The 16,044-nt window shown below is 69.2% G+C and carries 17 protein-coding genes; 12 read left to right on the forward strand and 5 right to left on the reverse strand.

Going from position 1 to position 16,044, the window contains the following annotated elements; genetic code table 11:
* Positions 1-34: 34 nt before the first annotated feature.
* Positions 35-772 (forward strand): response regulator transcription factor, encoded by a 738-nt coding sequence (locus tag ACIBK4_RS34890; RefSeq protein WP_399001311.1) that lies wholly within the window; start codon positions 35-37, stop codon positions 770-772.
* Positions 772-2,262: a sensor histidine kinase gene (locus ACIBK4_RS34895; protein ID WP_399001313.1), complete on the forward strand. Its 1,491-nt coding sequence runs from the start codon at positions 772-774 to the stop codon at positions 2,260-2,262. Before ACIBK4_RS34890 ends, ACIBK4_RS34895 begins: the two co-directional genes overlap by 1 nt.
* A gap of 88 nt (positions 2,263-2,350) precedes the next feature.
* Here ACIBK4_RS34895 and ACIBK4_RS34900 read toward each other — a convergent pair whose 3' ends face one another.
* Entirely contained in the window at positions 2,351-3,055 is a 705-nt protein-coding gene (locus ACIBK4_RS34900; protein ID WP_399001315.1) for a L,D-transpeptidase, read from the reverse strand.
* 132 nt (positions 3,056-3,187) lie between these two features.
* Positions 3,188-4,066, reverse strand: a complete 879-nt coding sequence (locus tag ACIBK4_RS34905; RefSeq protein ID WP_399001317.1) for a hypothetical protein — start codon at positions 4,064-4,066, stop codon at positions 3,188-3,190.
* A gap of 241 nt (positions 4,067-4,307) precedes the next feature.
* Here ACIBK4_RS34905 and argH point away from each other — a divergent pair, with 241 nt between their 5' ends.
* The 4 genes from argH (at position 4,308) to ACIBK4_RS34925 (ending at position 9,077) form a co-directional block, all read left to right on the forward strand.
* Positions 4,308-5,735 (forward strand): argininosuccinate lyase, encoded by a 1,428-nt coding sequence (gene argH, locus ACIBK4_RS34910; RefSeq protein WP_399001319.1) that lies wholly within the window; start codon positions 4,308-4,310, stop codon positions 5,733-5,735.
* Positions 5,736-5,908: 173 nt separating this feature from the next.
* Positions 5,909-6,880: an aldo/keto reductase gene (locus ACIBK4_RS34915; protein WP_399001322.1), complete on the forward strand. Its 972-nt coding sequence runs from the start codon at positions 5,909-5,911 to the stop codon at positions 6,878-6,880.
* 95 nt (positions 6,881-6,975) lie between these two features.
* Entirely contained in the window at positions 6,976-7,557 is a 582-nt protein-coding gene (locus tag ACIBK4_RS34920; protein WP_399001324.1) for a TetR/AcrR family transcriptional regulator, read from the forward strand.
* Complete coding sequence (locus tag ACIBK4_RS34925; protein ID WP_399001327.1) at positions 7,554-9,077, forward strand: MFS transporter; 1,524 nt, start codon at positions 7,554-7,556, stop codon at positions 9,075-9,077. Before ACIBK4_RS34920 ends, ACIBK4_RS34925 begins: the two co-directional genes overlap by 4 nt.
* Before the next feature lie 55 nt (positions 9,078-9,132).
* On the opposite strand, the gene ACIBK4_RS34930 is transcribed toward ACIBK4_RS34925, so the two are convergent.
* Positions 9,133-9,885: a lysophospholipid acyltransferase family protein gene (locus ACIBK4_RS34930; protein ID WP_399001493.1), complete on the reverse strand. Its 753-nt coding sequence runs from the start codon at positions 9,883-9,885 to the stop codon at positions 9,133-9,135.
* A 240-nt stretch (positions 9,886-10,125) separates the two neighbouring features.
* Here ACIBK4_RS34930 and ACIBK4_RS34935 point away from each other — a divergent pair, with 240 nt between their 5' ends.
* The 3 genes from ACIBK4_RS34935 to ACIBK4_RS34945 all read left to right on the forward strand — a co-directional run bounded on the left by ACIBK4_RS34935 (position 10,126) and on the right by ACIBK4_RS34945 (position 12,431).
* Positions 10,126-11,307: a glycerophosphodiester phosphodiesterase gene (locus ACIBK4_RS34935; protein WP_399001329.1), complete on the forward strand. Its 1,182-nt coding sequence runs from the start codon at positions 10,126-10,128 to the stop codon at positions 11,305-11,307.
* Between the two features lie 73 nt (positions 11,308-11,380).
* Positions 11,381-11,887 (forward strand): sigma-70 family RNA polymerase sigma factor, encoded by a 507-nt coding sequence (locus ACIBK4_RS34940; RefSeq protein WP_399001331.1) that lies wholly within the window; start codon positions 11,381-11,383, stop codon positions 11,885-11,887.
* Between the two features lie 46 nt (positions 11,888-11,933).
* Positions 11,934-12,431, forward strand: a complete 498-nt coding sequence (locus ACIBK4_RS34945; RefSeq protein ID WP_399001333.1) for a GNAT family N-acetyltransferase — start codon at positions 11,934-11,936, stop codon at positions 12,429-12,431.
* Here ACIBK4_RS34945 and ACIBK4_RS34950 read toward each other — a convergent pair.
* Both ACIBK4_RS34950 and ACIBK4_RS34955 read right to left on the reverse strand, forming a co-directional pair.
* Positions 12,421-12,870, reverse strand: coding sequence for a hypothetical protein (locus ACIBK4_RS34950; protein WP_399001335.1), 450 nt, complete (start codon positions 12,868-12,870; stop codon positions 12,421-12,423). The genes ACIBK4_RS34945 and ACIBK4_RS34950 overlap by 11 nt on opposite strands.
* 1 nt (position 12,871) lies before the next feature.
* Positions 12,872-13,231, reverse strand: coding sequence for a hypothetical protein (locus ACIBK4_RS34955; protein WP_366434230.1), 360 nt, complete (start codon positions 13,229-13,231; stop codon positions 12,872-12,874).
* Between the two features lie 50 nt (positions 13,232-13,281).
* On the opposite strand from ACIBK4_RS34955, the gene ACIBK4_RS34960 reads away from it, so the two are divergent.
* The 3 genes from ACIBK4_RS34960 to ACIBK4_RS34970 all read left to right on the forward strand — a co-directional run bounded on the left by ACIBK4_RS34960 (position 13,282) and on the right by ACIBK4_RS34970 (position 16,006).
* On the forward strand, positions 13,282-13,932 hold the full coding sequence (locus tag ACIBK4_RS34960; RefSeq protein WP_399001337.1) for an HAD family hydrolase: 651 nt from the start codon (positions 13,282-13,284) through the stop codon (positions 13,930-13,932).
* Between the two features lie 338 nt (positions 13,933-14,270).
* A complete protein-coding gene (locus ACIBK4_RS34965) occupies positions 14,271-15,305 on the forward strand; it encodes a methionine ABC transporter ATP-binding protein (RefSeq protein ID WP_399001339.1) in 1,035 nt (344 codons plus the stop codon).
* Positions 15,302-16,006, forward strand: coding sequence for a methionine ABC transporter permease (locus tag ACIBK4_RS34970; protein WP_262058620.1), 705 nt, complete (start codon positions 15,302-15,304; stop codon positions 16,004-16,006). Before ACIBK4_RS34965 ends, ACIBK4_RS34970 begins: the two co-directional genes overlap by 4 nt.
* The last annotated feature ends 38 nt before the right edge of the window (positions 16,007-16,044 follow it).

Consider the following 16,044-nt stretch of genomic DNA (forward strand, 5'->3'; position numbering starts at 1 on the left):
GAGGACGTCACGAGGGGAGATGCTGGTAAGTGCCATGAACACGACCCGCTCCGGCCGACCGGCCCTCACCCGCCCCGACGGCACCCCCGTGCGCGTCCTCGTCGTCGACGACGACCCCGACCTCGCCGAGGTGCTCTCCGGCGCCCTGCGCTACGAGGGCTGGGAGGTCCGCACGGCGGCCGACGGCGCCTCGGCACTCGTCGGGGCCCGCGCGCTGCGCCCCGACGCCGTCGTCCTCGACGTGATGCTCCCGGACACCGACGGCTTCGCCGTGCTGCGCTCCCTGCACGAGGTCAAGCCCGACGTCTGCGTACTCTTCCTCACCGCCCGGGACACCGTCGAGGATCGCATCGCCGGCATCACCGCGGGCGGCGACGACTACGTCACCAAGCCCTTCAGCCTGGAGGAGGTCGTCGCCCGGCTGCGCGGACTGCTGCGCCGCGCGGGCATGGCCCGCCAGCAGGAGGAGGGCCCCCGGATGACCGTCGGAGACCTGGTCATGGACGAGGAGGCCCGCGAGGTCACCCGCGCGGGCGACCTCGTCGAACTGTCGCCGACCGAGTTCGAACTGCTCCGCTTCCTCATGCGCAACCCGCGCCGCGTCCTCAGCAAGGCCCAGATCCTCGACCGCGTCTGGTCCTACGACTTCGGCGGCCAGGCCCATGTCGTCGAGCTGTACATCTCGTACCTGCGCAAGAAGGTGGACGCGGGCCGCGCGCCCATGATCCACACGGTGCGCGGGGCCGGGTACGTGCTCAAGCCGGTGGCGTGATGATCACGGTACGACGGCCCGCCGGTCGGTGGCGCCTGCCCCGCATGTACACCCTGCGGGCGCGCCTGACGGCGGGCCTGGTGGTGCTGCTGGCGGTCAGCTGCGCCGCCGTCGGAGTGGCCGCGGTGATCGAGCTGGACGGCTTCCTCACCGGCCGGCTCGACCAGCAGCTGACCGAGGTCGGCACCCAGTTCCCGGCCAGCCTGGAGCACCCGTCCACGCTGACCGACCACGACGCGGACGACCGGGAACGCGGCGACACCCGCCGGCAGGCACCGGGCACGTTCGGCGCCCGCCTGGTCGACGGCACCGTCACCAACGCGGCCGTCGTGCCCGCCGACAAGGACGACACCACGACCGACCTGAAGGTCGCCCTGAGCGCGCGGGACCGGCGGGAACTCGCCGCGATCCCGGTCGGCGGCAGGGCCCACACCATCCACCTCTCGTCCCTCGGCAAGTACCGCGTCCTCGCCGCCAAGGGCAGGGACGGCGACGTGATGATCACCGGGCTCCCGCTGGAGTCGGTGGAGGCCACCGTCCACCGACTGGAGGCGGTCGAGGCGATCGTCTTCGGAGCTGCCCTCCTGATCACCGGCTTCGCGGGCGCGCTCTGGGTCCGTTGGTCGCTACGACCCCTCAGCCGCGTGGCCGCCACGGCCACCCGGGTCAGTGAACTCCCCCTGGCCAGCGGCGAGGTGACCCTTCCTTCCCGGGCACCGGAATCCGACCCCCGCAGCGAGGTGGGCCAGGTCGCCGGCGCCTTCAACCGCATGCTCGGCCATGTCGAGGACGCGCTCACCCACCGGCACGCCAGCGAGGAACGCCTGCGCAGCTTCGCCGCCGACGCCAGCCACGAACTTCGCACCCCGGTGGCGACGATCCGGGGCCACGCCGAACTCGCCCTCCTCCACCCGGACCCCGTCCCCCCGAAGGTCACCCGCGCACTGGAACGCATCGCGTCCGAGTCCACCCGCATGGGCGTCATGGTCGACGAAATGCTCCTCCTCGCCCGCCTCGACGCCGGCCGCCCCCTGGAACACAGCCCCGTCGACCTCACCCACCTGGTCCTCGACGCCATCACCGACGCCCGAGCAGCGGGCCCCGACCACCGCTGGACCCTCCAACTCCCCGAGGAACCGGTCACGGTCACGGGCGACGCCCACCGCCTCCAACAGGTACTGGCCAACCTGTTGGCCAACGCGCGCCTGCACACACCGCCCGGCACAAAGGTGACGGTGACCGTGGAGACGGGCGACGGCGTGACCTACTTGGTGGTCCACGACGACGGCCCGGGAGTCCCGCCCGAGATCCAGCCAGGAGTCTTCGAACGCTTCACCCGAGCGGACCGACGCCGAGCGGACGGCGGGGGAGGAGGAGCAGGCCTGGGCCTGTCGATCGTGGCGGCGGTGACGGAGGCGCACGGGGGAAGCGTGAGCCTGGAGAGCCACCCGGGCTCAACGACGTTCACGGTCCAACTCCCGTCGGCCTGACTCCCTCAGGGGCGCGGGGAACTGCGCGCTCAGCCCCATCCGGCGCGCACTCGCCACACGTCCGAAACCCCAACGGCGCTTCCGCGACTCAGTACCGAGTAATAGCCGTAGCCCCGCTCACAGTCCCGATAGCGATATGCGGCCCCCGCCCAGGATCAATCCAAGCAAGAAGCCGTCGCATCACACCCACCGGCACAGACACACAACCGGCAGTAGCCCCACGCCCGTTGACATGCAAAAAGATCCCGGCCCCCCGCCCCTTCACAGGCTTGGCGTAGTTGAACCCAACGACAAACCCGTACGCGTACTGGGTCGGATAAGAGATCAACCGCTCGGACTCGGACGCCCTGCAATCACGCGCCAGGGGCTCACTCCACCGGTTGTAGACCCGAGACCGAGTGTCCTCACACCACCAAGAACTCCCGCCCACCCGCCGGTACTTGACACGAGTCCCACCCGGAGCGCCCTGAATCCCAAAGGCATACGGCAGCTCGTACAACCCGGCGGGAGTCGTGTAGGACCCCTGCTTACGCACCCGCCCCTCGACAAGCCCCTTCGCCCCGAACCGAGCAGCGGCAGACCCGACCTCGACCCACACCCCGCTCCTCAACTCCCACCAACTCAACGTCCCGGACGTGGAGTTGGCCCGCGACGCCTCCGCCAGGATCAACTGACTCCCACCCCCGGTATCCGCGAGCAACGACGGACGCGGCGGCTCAGCAGCCCGCGCGGGCACCGCACCGAGCAGCAGAAGAAGGGACGCGGACGCAAGGGCGAGAACACCGGGACGCATGGCTCAGACGGTAGAGCGAGGACGAGGTGACGGCAGCTCAGATGGGCCAAACAGGGAAGACGCGGCCGGTCCGGACATCACCGTGGCCGCCCCGGCCGGCGTTCATCGGGGCGGCCACGGCTGCCTGTCACGTCACTTGGTGAGCGTGCAGGCGGCCAAGGAGTCGAGACCGGAGGGCTTGGTGCCCTGACGGCCGATGGCGATGGCGATCCGGTCGATCGTCGAGACCCGCTTGTCCTTCAGCGGGCCGAGGATCGCGTTCTGAACGAAGTTGGCGCCGCCCTGTCCGACCGTGTCGACGAGCCGCTTGTTGGCCTCGGCGATCTGGGTGTCGAGAAGGGCGAGGTTCCGGTCGACCTCGGCCTGCGCGGACGCCGGAACAGCGGGCAGCTGCGACTTCACGTCGGGGCAGGAGATGGTCCCGACCGCCGTGCTGGTGTCGGTCCCGCCGGCCGCGTCGTCGGCGGCGGACGCCGTGGCGCTCGGGGTCGCGGTGTCGGTCGCACCGGTATCGGTGCCGGTGTCGGTCCCGCCCGTCTCGGTACCGCCGACGTCGGTCCCACCGGTGTTGAGGGCGCAGGTGGCCAGCGAGTCAAGGCCCGTCGGCTTGGTGCCCTGACGCCCGATGGCGATGGCGATCCGGTCGATGGTGGACACCCGCTTGTCCTTCAGCGGGCCGAGGATCGCGTTCTGAACGAAGTTGGCGCCGCCCTGTCCGACCGTGTCGACGAGCCGCTTGTTGGCCTCGGCGATCTGGGTGTCGAGGAGAGCGAGGTTCCGGTCGACCTCGGCCTGCGCGGACGCCGGAACAGCGGGCAGCTGCGACTTCACGTCGGGGCAGGTGATCGTCCCCGGGTCCGCCAACGTACGGGCAGTCTGCGCGGAGCTGCTCTTGTCCGGCGTCCCGGCCAGAGCGGAACCGGCGATGACCGCGCCGGACAGCACCACGGCGGCGGCACCGCCGATGAACACGACGCGACGCTTGTTGTACTTGGGGAGAGCCCTGGACATGCGAATGCCTCACTCGGGTCAGGGATGAACGGGGGGGTGACTCGTGGGGGGAAACGCGGCGCCTGCGTTCGGCGAGAGGTACGGGAAAGCGGTTGCTGGCGTTCAAGGGCTCTTAAAATTGACGAAACATGCAGGACTCTGCATAATCATGCATGCGAGACAATGCGCGAGACGGTGCGAGACAACGCAGCGGAACAACGCGGAACGACGACCCATCCACGGCCTTTGAGGAGCAGCGCAAGTGAGCAGCAACAGCGGTGACGTACGGCTCTGGGGCGGTCGTTTCGCCGACGGTCCCGCCGAGGCCCTGGCGAAGCTGTCCGCGTCCGTCCACTTCGACTGGCGGCTCGCGCCCTACGACATCGCCGGTTCCCGCGCCCACGCGCGCGTGCTGCACAAGGCGAACCTCCTCACGGACGACGAGCTGACCCGGATGCTCGCGGGCCTGGACCAGCTCGAAGCGAATGTCGCCGACGGCACGCTGGTCGGCACGATCGCCGACGAGGACGTCCATACGGCCCTGGAACGCGGCCTGTTGGAGATCCTCGGCCCGGACCTCGGAGGCAAGCTCCGCGCGGGCCGCTCGCGCAACGACCAGGTGGCCACCCTCTTCCGCATGTATCTGCGGGACCACGCCCGCACGATCGGCGGCCTGATCGCCGACCTCCAGGACGCGCTGGTCGGCCTCGCGGAGGCCCACCCGGACGTGGCGATGCCCGGCCGCACCCACCTCCAGCACGCCCAGCCGGTGCTGTTCGCCCACCACATGCTGGCCCACGTCCAGCCCCTGTCCCGGGACGCGGAACGCCTGCGCCAGTGGGACGAGCGCACGGCGGTCTCGCCGTACGGCTCGGGAGCGCTGGCGGGTTCGTCCCTCGGCCTGGACCCGGAGGCGGTGGCGGAGGACCTCGGCTTCGAGCACGGCTCGGTCGCCAACTCGATCGACGGTACGGCCTCGCGGGACTTCGTCGCGGAGTTCGCCTTCATCACGGCGATGATCGGGGTGAACCTCTCCCGGATCGCGGAGGAGATCATCATCTGGAACACGAAGGAGTTCTCCTTCGTGACCCTGCACGACGCGTTCTCCACGGGTTCGTCGATCATGCCGCAGAAGAAGAACCCGGACATCGCGGAGCTGGCGCGCGGCAAGTCGGGCCGCCTGATCGGCAACCTGACGGGCCTGATGGCAACCCTCAAGGCCCTCCCGTTGGCCTACAACCGAGACCTCCAGGAGGACAAGGAGCCGGTCTTCGACTCCATCGACCAACTCGAAGTCCTGCTCCCGGCGTTCACCGGCATGATGGCCACCCTCACCATCCACCGTGACCGCATGGAAGAACTGGCCCCGGCCGGCTTCTCCCTCGCCACGGACATCGCCGAGTGGCTGGTCAAGCAGGGCGTCCCGTTCCGCGTTGCCCACGAGGTCGCCGGCGAGTGCGTCAAGGTGGCCGAGTCCGAGGACAAGGAACTGGCAGACCTCACGGACGAACAGTTCGCCAAGATCTCCGCCCACCTGACCCCGGAAGTCCGCACGGTCCTCAACGTCCCCGGCGCCCTGGCCTCCCGCAACGCCCGAGGCGGCACGGCCCCGAGCGCGGTAGCCATCCAACTGGCAGAGGTGAAGCGGGACTTGGCGGTTCAGCAGGCTTGGTCAACGGCGAAGAGCTAAGTGCTTTTAGGGGCGCGGGGCTGTATCCGACATGCGGCTCCGCCGCGTGGGCGCGAGCAACCACGACGCTCGCGCACCCGCCATACGACCGCACCGACCGAGCTCCAGGGCGAAGGTCATCCCGGGTTACGTTGGTCGGCAGCCGCACCACAGCCGACCAACCGGAGCCCGCGATGCCCTTCGCCCGACTGGCCAACGCAACAACCCCCACCAGCCACCTCGGACTGGGCCTCGCCGCAGTAGGCCGCCCCGGCTACATCAACCTCGGCCGCGAAGAAGACCTCGGAGAGCACCGCACCGTAGAAGCTCTCCGAGCCCGAACCCACGACCTCCTGAACGCCGCGTACGCGCAAGGCGTCCGCTACTTCGACGCAGCCCGCTCCTACGGCCGCTCCGAGGAGTTCCTCGCCGACTGGCTGAAGTCCCACCCCGACCTGGACGACATCGTGGTCGGCAGCAAGTGGGGCTACACGTACACGGCAGACTGGACCACGGACGCCGAGAAGCACGAGGTCAAGGACCACAGTGTCCAGACCTACGACCGCCAGCGCGCCGAGACCACCGACCTGCTCGGCAACCGCCTGGACCTCTACCAGATCCACTCGGTGACCCCCGACAGCCCGGCCCTCACCGACAAGCAACTCCACGCGAAACTGGCCGAGTTGGCGGCGACGGGCGTAACCATCGGCTTCTCGACGAGCGGCCCCGCCCAAGCCGACGCCATCAGGGCCGCGCTCACCGTGACGGTGGACGGCGAGCCCCTCTTCCGTACCGTCCAGTCGACGTACAACGCCCTGGAGACCTCCGCGGCCCCCGCCCTGGCAGAGGCCCACGACGCCGGCCTCACGGTGATCGTCAAGGAGGGCATGGCCAACGGCAGGCTCGCGGAGCCGTACGCACCGGACGCCCTGAAGGCCGTAGCCGAAGAGACCTCGCTCGGCGCGGACGCGATCGCCCTGGCCCTGATCCTGCGTGAACCCTGGGCCGGCGTCGTCCTCTCCGGCGCCGCGACCGTGGGCCAGCTCGCCTCCAACCTGCACGCGGCGGTCGTAGACCTGAACGACGACCAGCTCGCCCGCCTGGGCGCGCTGTCCGAGGACCCGCACACGTACTGGGACCGGCGCGGACAGCTGCCCTGGCACTGACGGACGCCTACACCTACACCCACTCCGCCCCGAAGCCGTGAGTCACGCATGCCCGCGCTGAGACATGAATGTCTCATGTGGGTTATGGTTGTCTCATGGCCTTCGATCGCGACCACATACTCCGCGCCGCCGCGGCCCTGCTGACCCGCAAATCCACCGCGACCATGGACGAGGTCGCCAAGGCGGCCGGGATCAGCCGGGCCACGCTGCACCGCCAGTTCGCGGGGCGCGACGCGCTCGTACGGGCGCTGGAGGCGCTCGGTATCGCCGAGTGCGAGGCCGCCCTGGAGGCGGCGCGGCTGGACGACGGCCGTGCCGAGGACGCCGTACGGCGACTCGTCCGCGAGGCCGAACCGGCCGCCGGCCTGCTGGCCTTCCTCTACACGGAGAACCAGCTGTTCGAGGGCGAGGAACAGCACGCCGGCTGGGCCAGGCTCGACGACCGCATCACCGCCTTGTTCCGGCGCGGCCAGCAGAGCGGCGAGTTCCGCATCGACCTGACGCCCGCCTGGCTCACCGAGGCACTGTTCGGCCTGCTGGCCTCCGGGGTGTGGATGGTGCAGAGCGGCAAGGGCGCGCCCAAGGACTTCACGCACATGACGGTCGAGCTGTTGCTCGGCGGCGCACTGCGCAGAGATGCAACACGCAGAGACGAAACACGGAGAGAGGAATCATGACCAGCACCCTGCGGCCGGCGATCGTGTCGGAGACGGAGAAGCGCCCGGGCCGGTGGCTCGCGCTCTCCGTCCTCGTGCTCGCCGTGCTGCTGGTGGCCGTGGACGCGACCGTCCTGGGCCTCGCAACCCCTTACATCAGCGAGGACTTGAAGCCGTCCGGCACCCAACTCCTCTGGATCGGCGACGTCTACTCCTTCGTCATCGCGGGCCTGCTCGTGTCGATGGGCAGCCTCGGCGACCGCATCGGCCGTAAGAAGATCCTGCTGATCGGAGCCACGGCGTTCGGCGCGATCTCGATCCTCAACGCCTATGCGTCCACACCGGAGTTGATGATCCTGGCCCGGGCGCTGCTCGGCGTCGCGGGCGCGACCCTGATGCCCGCCACCCTCGCCCTGATCCGCAACCTCTTCCACGACCCACGCGAACGCAGCCTCGCCGTAGGCATCTGGGGTGCAACCGCCTCCGCCGGTACGGCAGTCGGCCCGGTCGCGGGCGGCTTCCTCCTCGAACACTTCTGGTGGGGCTCGGTCTTCCTCATTAACCTGCCCGTGATGGCGGTCCTGGTCCTGGTGGGCATCAAGACGCTCCCGGAGTCCAAGAACCCCAACCCGGGCCCCTGGGACCTGATCAGCGTCGTCCTGTCCCTAGTGGGTGTGATCGGTGTGGTCTACGCAGTCAAGGAGGCCGCGACCCACGGCTTCGAGCTGCCCTCGCTCGCGGTGGGCGCCCTGGGCGCGGCGGCCCTGTACTGGTTCGTCCGTCGCCAACTCACGCTCCCGGCCCCCTTGTTGGACATGCGCCTGTTCCGCAACCGAGGCTTCAGCGCGGCCGTGTTGGCCGACCTGCTGACGATCCTCGGCCTGTCCGGCCTGGTGTTCTTCCTCTCCCAGTACCTTCAACTGGTCCAGGGGCGGGGCCCGTTCGAGGCGGGCCTGGCCGAAATCCCCGCAGCGGTGGGCGCGGTGGCGGCCGGCCTGATCGCGGGAAGGGTGGCCCGACGCTTCTCGGTCCGCGCGGTGGTGGCGGGCGGCCTGGCGGCGGTGGGCGTGGCACTTGCCGTACTGACAACGCTCAACCAGTCGACCGGCTACCCACTCCTCGGCGCCGCCCTCCTGGTCGTCGGCATCGGCGCCGGCTTCTCCTTCACGGTGACAGCCGACGTCATCCTCTCGTCGGTACCGAAGGAACAAGCGGGAGCGGCCTCAGCGGTCTCGGAAACGGCCTACGAGCTGGGCGCGGCCCTCGGAATCGCCGTACTCGGCTCCATCGTTACGGGCGTGTACAGGGGCTTCGTGGCTCCGGCGGGAACACCGAGCGGCGCGCACGAATCATTGGGCGGCGCGGTGGAAGCGGCGGCAACCATGCCCACGCAGGCGGCTCAGCAGATGCTGACGTCAGCGAGAGAGGCCTTCGTGAACGGCCTGAGCGTCGCATCGGCGGTAGGCGCAACAGTCCTACTGGCAACGGCAGTTGCGGCATGGTTCATGCTGCGAGGCCAACGGTTGGAAAGCGCCCCGTAAGGGGCGCGGGGAACTGCGCGAGCAACCACAACGCACCCGCGCCCAAAGAACAGCCTTACGCAGCCTTGGCCTTGGTCGCGTACATATCCACGTACTCCTGCCCGGACAACCGCATGACCTCAGTCATCACAGAGTCAGTCACAGCCCGCAACACATACCGGTCCCGATCCATCCCCTCATACCGAGAGAACTCCATCGCCTCACCGAACCGAACAGTGACCTTCCCCGGCCGAGGGAAACCCGCCCCACCCGGTTGCAACTTGTCCGTGCCGATCATCGCGAACGGAACAACAGGCGCCCCGGTCATCATCGTGAGCCGAGCAATCCCGGTCCGCCCCCGATACAACCGCCCGTCGGGCGACCGCGTCCCCTCGGGATAGATCCCGAAGACCTTGCCCTCTTCCAGGACGCGCCGCCCGGTCATCAGCGCGGCGACACCCCCGTTCGCCCCGTCCCGGTCCACCGGAATCATCCCGACCCCGGTGAAGAACCAGGCCATGAGCCGCCCCTTGAACCCCTCACCGGTGACGTACTCGTCCTTGCCGATGAACAGCACCTGCCGGTCGCAGACCAGCGGAAGGATCATGGAGTCGATGAACGTGAGGTGGTTGCCGGCCAGGATCACCGGACCGTCTCCCGGGATGTGCTCGATTCCCTCCACCTGGGGGCGGAACATCAGGCGCATGATCGGTCCGAGCACTGCCTTGATGAGCGCGAAGCGGGACAACGGGCCCTCCGGTGTCAAGGGGGTTCGATATAAATCTGTGCAGGTGAGGACGATACTCGCGGCCCCCGGGGTAATGCACATCGGGTTCACCGAGGTCTTACGCAGTGTTGACGCACGTTTACCTGCGGTGCCGCGCCAGGACCGCCCCGTAACCGGGCCGCCATGTTGTGACGCATCTCGCGTTCCTTGGTGACGGCGGGTCAAACCTGCCAGCCGGTACGACATCCAGCGTCACCGCCGTGTTCCGGCCGAGGTCTCCCGCCCGTCATCTACGCGCACCTACGATCGGCGCGCACCGACGGGGCGACGCCAGGAGGTTTCATGGACACGCAGGGAACACAGGGGCCGAACGAGCGAGCGGGCGGCACCGAACGACGGGCGCTGCTCGGCGCCGCCGTACTCGGCGCGGGAGTGGCCGCACTCGGACCGGCGGGCGCGGCGAGAGCCACCGAGGCCACGTCGGCCCGTCACGGTGGCGGTCTGAAGTACCTGCCCAAGCCGACGATCGTCGGTCACCGCGGCACCAGCGGCTACCGCCCCGAGCACACCTTCGGCTCGTACAACCTGGCCCTCGACCTGGGCGCCGACATCGTCGAGGCCGGTGACCTGGTCCCCACCAAGGACGGTCACCTGGTCTGCCGGCACGAGCCGGAGATCGGCGGGACCACGAACGTCGCGGACCACCCCGAGTTCGCCTCCCGCAAGACCACGAAGCTCCTCGACGGCGTCTCCACGACCGGCTGGTTCACCGAGGACTTCACGCTCGCCGAGCTGAAGACCCTGCGCGCGATCGAGCGCATCCCGGCCAACCGCCCGCACAACACGCTCTACAACGGCCGCTGGGAGATCCCCACCTTCGAGGAGGTCCTCAAGTGGCAGGACGAGCAGACCCGTAAGCGCGGCAAGCAGGTCTGGATCTACCCCGAGATGAAGCACCCCACCTACTTCCGCAAGCGCGGGTTCGAGATGGAGAAGCTGCTCTCGACGATCCTGCGCAAGCACGGCAAGGACCGTAAGAACTCGCCCGTCCTGATCCAGTCCTTCGAGCCGACCAGCATCCAGAAGATCAACAAGCTCGTCGGCAACCCGCTGGTCGTGCTGCTGTCCGGCACGGGCACCCAGCCCTTCGACTTCATCGACCAGGGCGACCCCCGCACGGTCGACGACCTGGTCACCCCGAAGGGCCTCGCGGAGATCGCGAAGTACGCGGACGGCCTGGGCCCGACGCTCGACCTGATCATCACGAAGAACGCCGACGGCAGCCTCAACAAGGAGACCACCCTGGTCGCCGACGCCCACAAGGTGGGCCTGATCCTGCACCCCTACACCATGCGCAACGAGAACCCCTTCCTGCCGCTGGAGTACCGCAAGGGCACGGCCGTGGACGCCTACGGCGACGCGTTCGGCGCCTTCAAGCGCTACTTCGCCACCGGCATCGACGGTGTCTTCACCGACAACGCCGACACCGGTCTGCTGGCCCGCGCGGACTTCGTCAACGGCTGAGCCCCGCGCCCCGTTGGAGTGACAGACGGCCGCCCCGGCAACCCAGTGCCGGGGCGGCCGCGTCGTGCCGCATATGACACACCAACTCGTCACCACCCTGCGCCCACTGCTCGCCGCCGAGGCATCCGCCGAGGCATATGCCTCCGGAACCGAGCCGGCCGACCTCGAACAGGCCGTCTGGCTCCGCCTCCTGGAACGCCTCGACACCTCCGGCCCACCGGTCGACCCCCAGCGCTGGCTCCGCCGCGCGGTCCGCTCGGAGGCCCAGCGCACCCGCCGTACCGCCCGGCTTGAACAGTCGTACGACGATGATCCTGTCGACGAGAGCGACCGCGGCCCCGAACAGGCCGCGCTCACGGCGGCGAGGCATCGCGCGCTGCACGATGCGGTGCGCCGATTGCCCGGCCGTTGCCCGCGTCTCATGGAGGCGCTGCTGTCGCCGAAGGACCTCACCTACCGCGAGATCGCGGGGGAGTTGGGTATCTCACAGGGCAGTCTCGGCCCGGAACGTTCCAGATGTCTGGGATGTCTTCGGCGATTGCTGACGCCGGAGGTTGCGGCCCACGAAGCACGGGGATAGGAGTGAGGAATCAAGTGGCGATCAGGTGAGCGGGAGGCGTGCGCACATGGGCATGAGCGTGACCATCTCGGTGGCGACCGAGCAGGACGCAGAGCAGATCTTCAGGCTGCAGTACCTGTGCTTCCAGAGCGAGGCGGCGCTGTACGGCAACTACCGCATCGACCCGCTCGTCCAGAGCCTCGACTCGGTCCGGAGCGAGGTCGGTTCCGACTGCGTCTTCGTCGCCCGGCTGGGCGAGGAGGTGGTCGGATCGGTCCGCGGCACGGTGACCGAGGATGGCGCGGCCGCCATCGGCAAACTCTGCGTCCACCCGCGCCTCCAGGGCCACGGCATCGGCGCCCGCCTCCTCCGCGCGGCGGAGTCGGCCCTCGCCGGGGAGCGCGGCGCCAAGAAGTTCCGCCTCCACACCGGCCACCGCAGCGAGGGCAACCTCCGCCTGTACCGCCGCGTCGGCTACGAGACCGTAGGCACCTCCCAGGGCGACGACGGCGTACCGATGATCGTCCTGGAGAAGCCGGTGGAGGCGTACGTCGCTACGGCGTGACGGTGTCGGCGCTGTCGGCCGTGCGGTTCTTGCGCAGCCAGTACAGCGCGGACAGCGGCAGCAGCACGGGGATGAAGATGTACCCCGCGCCGTAGTACGACCAGACCGTCGCGTCCGGGAACGCCGAACTGTCGATGACGGTCAGCGTCCCGACGATGAGGACACCCGCGAGTTCGGCGGCGCAGCAGATCTGTGCCGCCCTGCGGGCCGTCTCGCCGCCGCGGATCAGGGAGTACGTGATGAATCCGTACACCACGCCCGCCACGGCCGACAGCGAGTAGGCGAGCGGGGCCCGGTCGAACTCGGTGGCGATCTGGTACACCGAGCGGGAGACCGCGCCGACGACCATCACGCCGTAGAACCAGACGAGCAGGATGCCGGGTCCGCTGATGAGCCGCTTCGGCTTGTCCTGCGCGGTGTTCTCTTCCACGGTGGTCATCTCAGCTTCCCCAGATGTCGTAGAGCCGCACTTCGAGGACGGCGAGGACCACACCGCCGGCCGCGGCCGTGATCGAACCCCAGCGGGTGCGCTCGGTCAGTGACATGAAACCCGCCGCCGGGACGGCCGCGAACGCGCCCAGCAGATACGCCACGAAGATCACGGTGCCCTGCTCCGGCTTCTCGCCGCGCGCCAACTGCACGATGCCGACGACCAGTTGGACCGTGGCCAGCAGGGTGACGACGGCCATGCCGATGAAGTGCCAGTCCTTGGTCGGCTGATCACGGTAGGCCGCCCACCCGCACCAGGCGGCGAGCAGCAGCGCGGCGACACCGGTCGCCAGCGTCAGGGCATCAAGCATGGAGTGACCCTATTACGGGCCAAACGGCAGGTGACCGTAGGGTCGGGAACATGAAGATCCACGCTGAGGCCCTCCTGTTCGACAACGACGGCACGCTCGTCTCCTCCCTCGAATCCGTGCGCCGGTGCTGGACCCGGTGGGCACAGGAGTTCGGGATCACGGCCGAGGACTTCGCGCGGACCGAGCTGCACGGGCGGACCGCCGTGGCGATAGCCGCCGACCTGCTGCCCGCCGATGTCGTCCCGGCCGCGGTCGCGCGGATCGAGGCGCTGGAGGTCGAGGACGTGCCCAACGGGGGTGCCACTCTGCTGCCCGGCACCCGGGACTTCCTCGACTCGCTGCCCGCCGACCGCTGGGCCGTCGTCACCTCGGCCACCCGCCGGCTCGCCGAGGCGCGGCTCGCGTACGCCGGCATCCTCCCCAAGACCCTCGTGGTCGCCGAGGACGTCACGCGCGGCAAGCCCGACCCCGAGCCCTACCTCCTCGCCGCCCGCCGGCTGGGCGTCGACCCGGCCCGCTGTGTCGTCTTCGAGGACGCTCCGGCGGGACTCCAGGCGGGCCGCGCGGCCGGAATGATCACCGTGGCATTGGCCACAACCCACGAGGCCCACGAGCTCGACGCCGACCTTGTTGTGAGTGACCTGTCAGCCTTGTCCGCGCTGGTCAGTGACGGGGGAGTGGAGATATCCGCGCGCCGCTGACGGGCGTCCGCCGCTGTCCGGCATGCGGACAGCGGCCCTTTGTCAGGACCGTACGTCTGCTTTACTGATTCCATGACCACGACGAGCTACCGCATCCTTGCGACCGAGGCGACCCTGACGCCCGGTGCTCGTTGTATGTGTCGAATGTGCGCCTTCTAGAGGGCCCCCGCACCACCCCCGGGCCACCCGCCCGAGCCTCGCGCCCCGAAGCGAGTCGCCGTGGCATGTGCATGTCCGTGCGTCGCATCTCGTACGTGACTGACGCCGCCCCGCGCACATTTCCCCCCTCGTACCCAGGGCACACCCACGCCCGCGTACCCGACAGTCATGGAACCCCAGTGATCACCACATCGGGCCTGACCAAGGTCTACCGCTCACGCGGCCGGGAGGTCACCGCCCTCGACGGCGTCGATCTCCACGTCCGCGAAGGCGAGGTCTACGGCGTCATCGGCCAGTCCGGCGCCGGCAAGTCCTCGCTCATCCGCTGCGTCAACCTGCTGGAGAAGCCCACCGCCGGCACGGTCACCGTCGCCGGGCAGGACCTCACCGCCCTCGCCGGGCGCGGACCGCGCGCGGGACGGGAACTCCGGCAGGCGCGCAGCCGTATCGGCATGGTCTTCCAGCACTTCAACCTGCTCTCCTCACGGACCGTGCAGGACAACATCGAGCTGCCCCTCGAAATCCTCGGCAAGTCCGGGAAGGAACGATCCGCCAAGGCGCTCGAACTCCTCGACCTCGTCGGGCTCGCCGACAAGGCGAAGTCCTACCCGGCGCAGCTCTCCGGCGGTCAGAAGCAGCGCGTCGGCATCGCCCGCGCCCTGGCCGGCGACCCCAAGGTGCTGCTCTCCGACGAGGCCACCAGCGCGCTCGACCCGGAGACCACCCGCTCGATCCTCCAGCTGCTGCGCGACCTGAACCGGCAGCTGGGTCTGACCGTCCTGCTCATCACCCATGAGATGGACGTCGTCAAGAACGTGTGCGACTCGGCCGCGCTCATGGAGAACGGCCGCATCGTCGAGTCCGGCACGGTGAGCGAGCTGCTCGCGACCCCGGGCTCCGAGCTGGCCTCCGCCCTCTTCCCGGTCACCGGCGAGGCACACGGCGCGGACCGCACGGTCGTCGACGTCACCTTCCACGGCGAGGCCGCCACCCAGCCCGTCATCTCCCAGCTCTCGCGCACCTACAACATCGACATCTCGATCCTCGGCGCCGCCATCGACACCGTCGGCGGACTCCAGGTCGGCCGCATGCGCATCGAACTGCCCGGCCGCTACGAGGACAACGTCGTGCCGATCGGCTTCCTGCGCGAACAGGGCCTGCAGATCGACGTGTTGGGCCAGGAGCCCGTACTGCTGAAGGAAGGTGCCAAGTGACCTGGTCGGAGATGCAGCCCCTGCTGTCCCAGGCGTGTTGGGACACGCTGTACATGGTCGGCTGGTCCACGGTCATCGCCGTCGTCGGCGGCCTCCCGCTCGGCATCCTGCTCGTCCTGACCGACCGCGGCGGACTGCTCCAGAACGTCGCCGCGAACAAGGTCATCGGGCAGATCGTGAACGTCGCCCGCTCGCTGCCGTTCATCATCCTCATGGTCGCGCTGATGAACTTCACGCGGACCATCACCGGGACGACCATCGGCCGCGAGGCCGCCATCGTGCCGCTCGCGATCGGGGCAATTCCCTTCTTCGCGCGCCTGGTTGAGACGGCTGTCCGCGAAGTGGACGGCGGGCTCGTCGAGGCCGTGCAGTCGATGGGCGGCAACACCTGGACGATCGTGCGCAAGGTCCTCGTACCGGAGTCCCTGCCCTCGCTGATCTCCAGCACCACCACGACGATCGTCGCGCTCATCGGCTACTCGGCGATGGCCGGCACGGTCGGCGCCGGCGGCCTCGGCGACATCGCCATCCGCTACGGCTATCAGCGCTTCGAGACCCAGCTGATGTGGATCACCGTGGCGATCCTCGCGGTCGTCATCTCCCTCATCCAGTTCGCCGGCGACTACGCGGCCCGCTCCGTGCACCGGCGCGGCGGACGGTCGGGTCCCGCGCCGAGGCTCCGGCTGCTGAAAGCCGCGTAGGCCCACCCCCTCACAGACTCCCCGCACCACCCAACGCG

The organism is Streptomyces sp. NPDC050528 (genome assembly GCF_044457795.1).
Classification (GTDB): Bacteria; Actinomycetota; Actinomycetes; order Streptomycetales; family Streptomycetaceae; genus Streptomyces.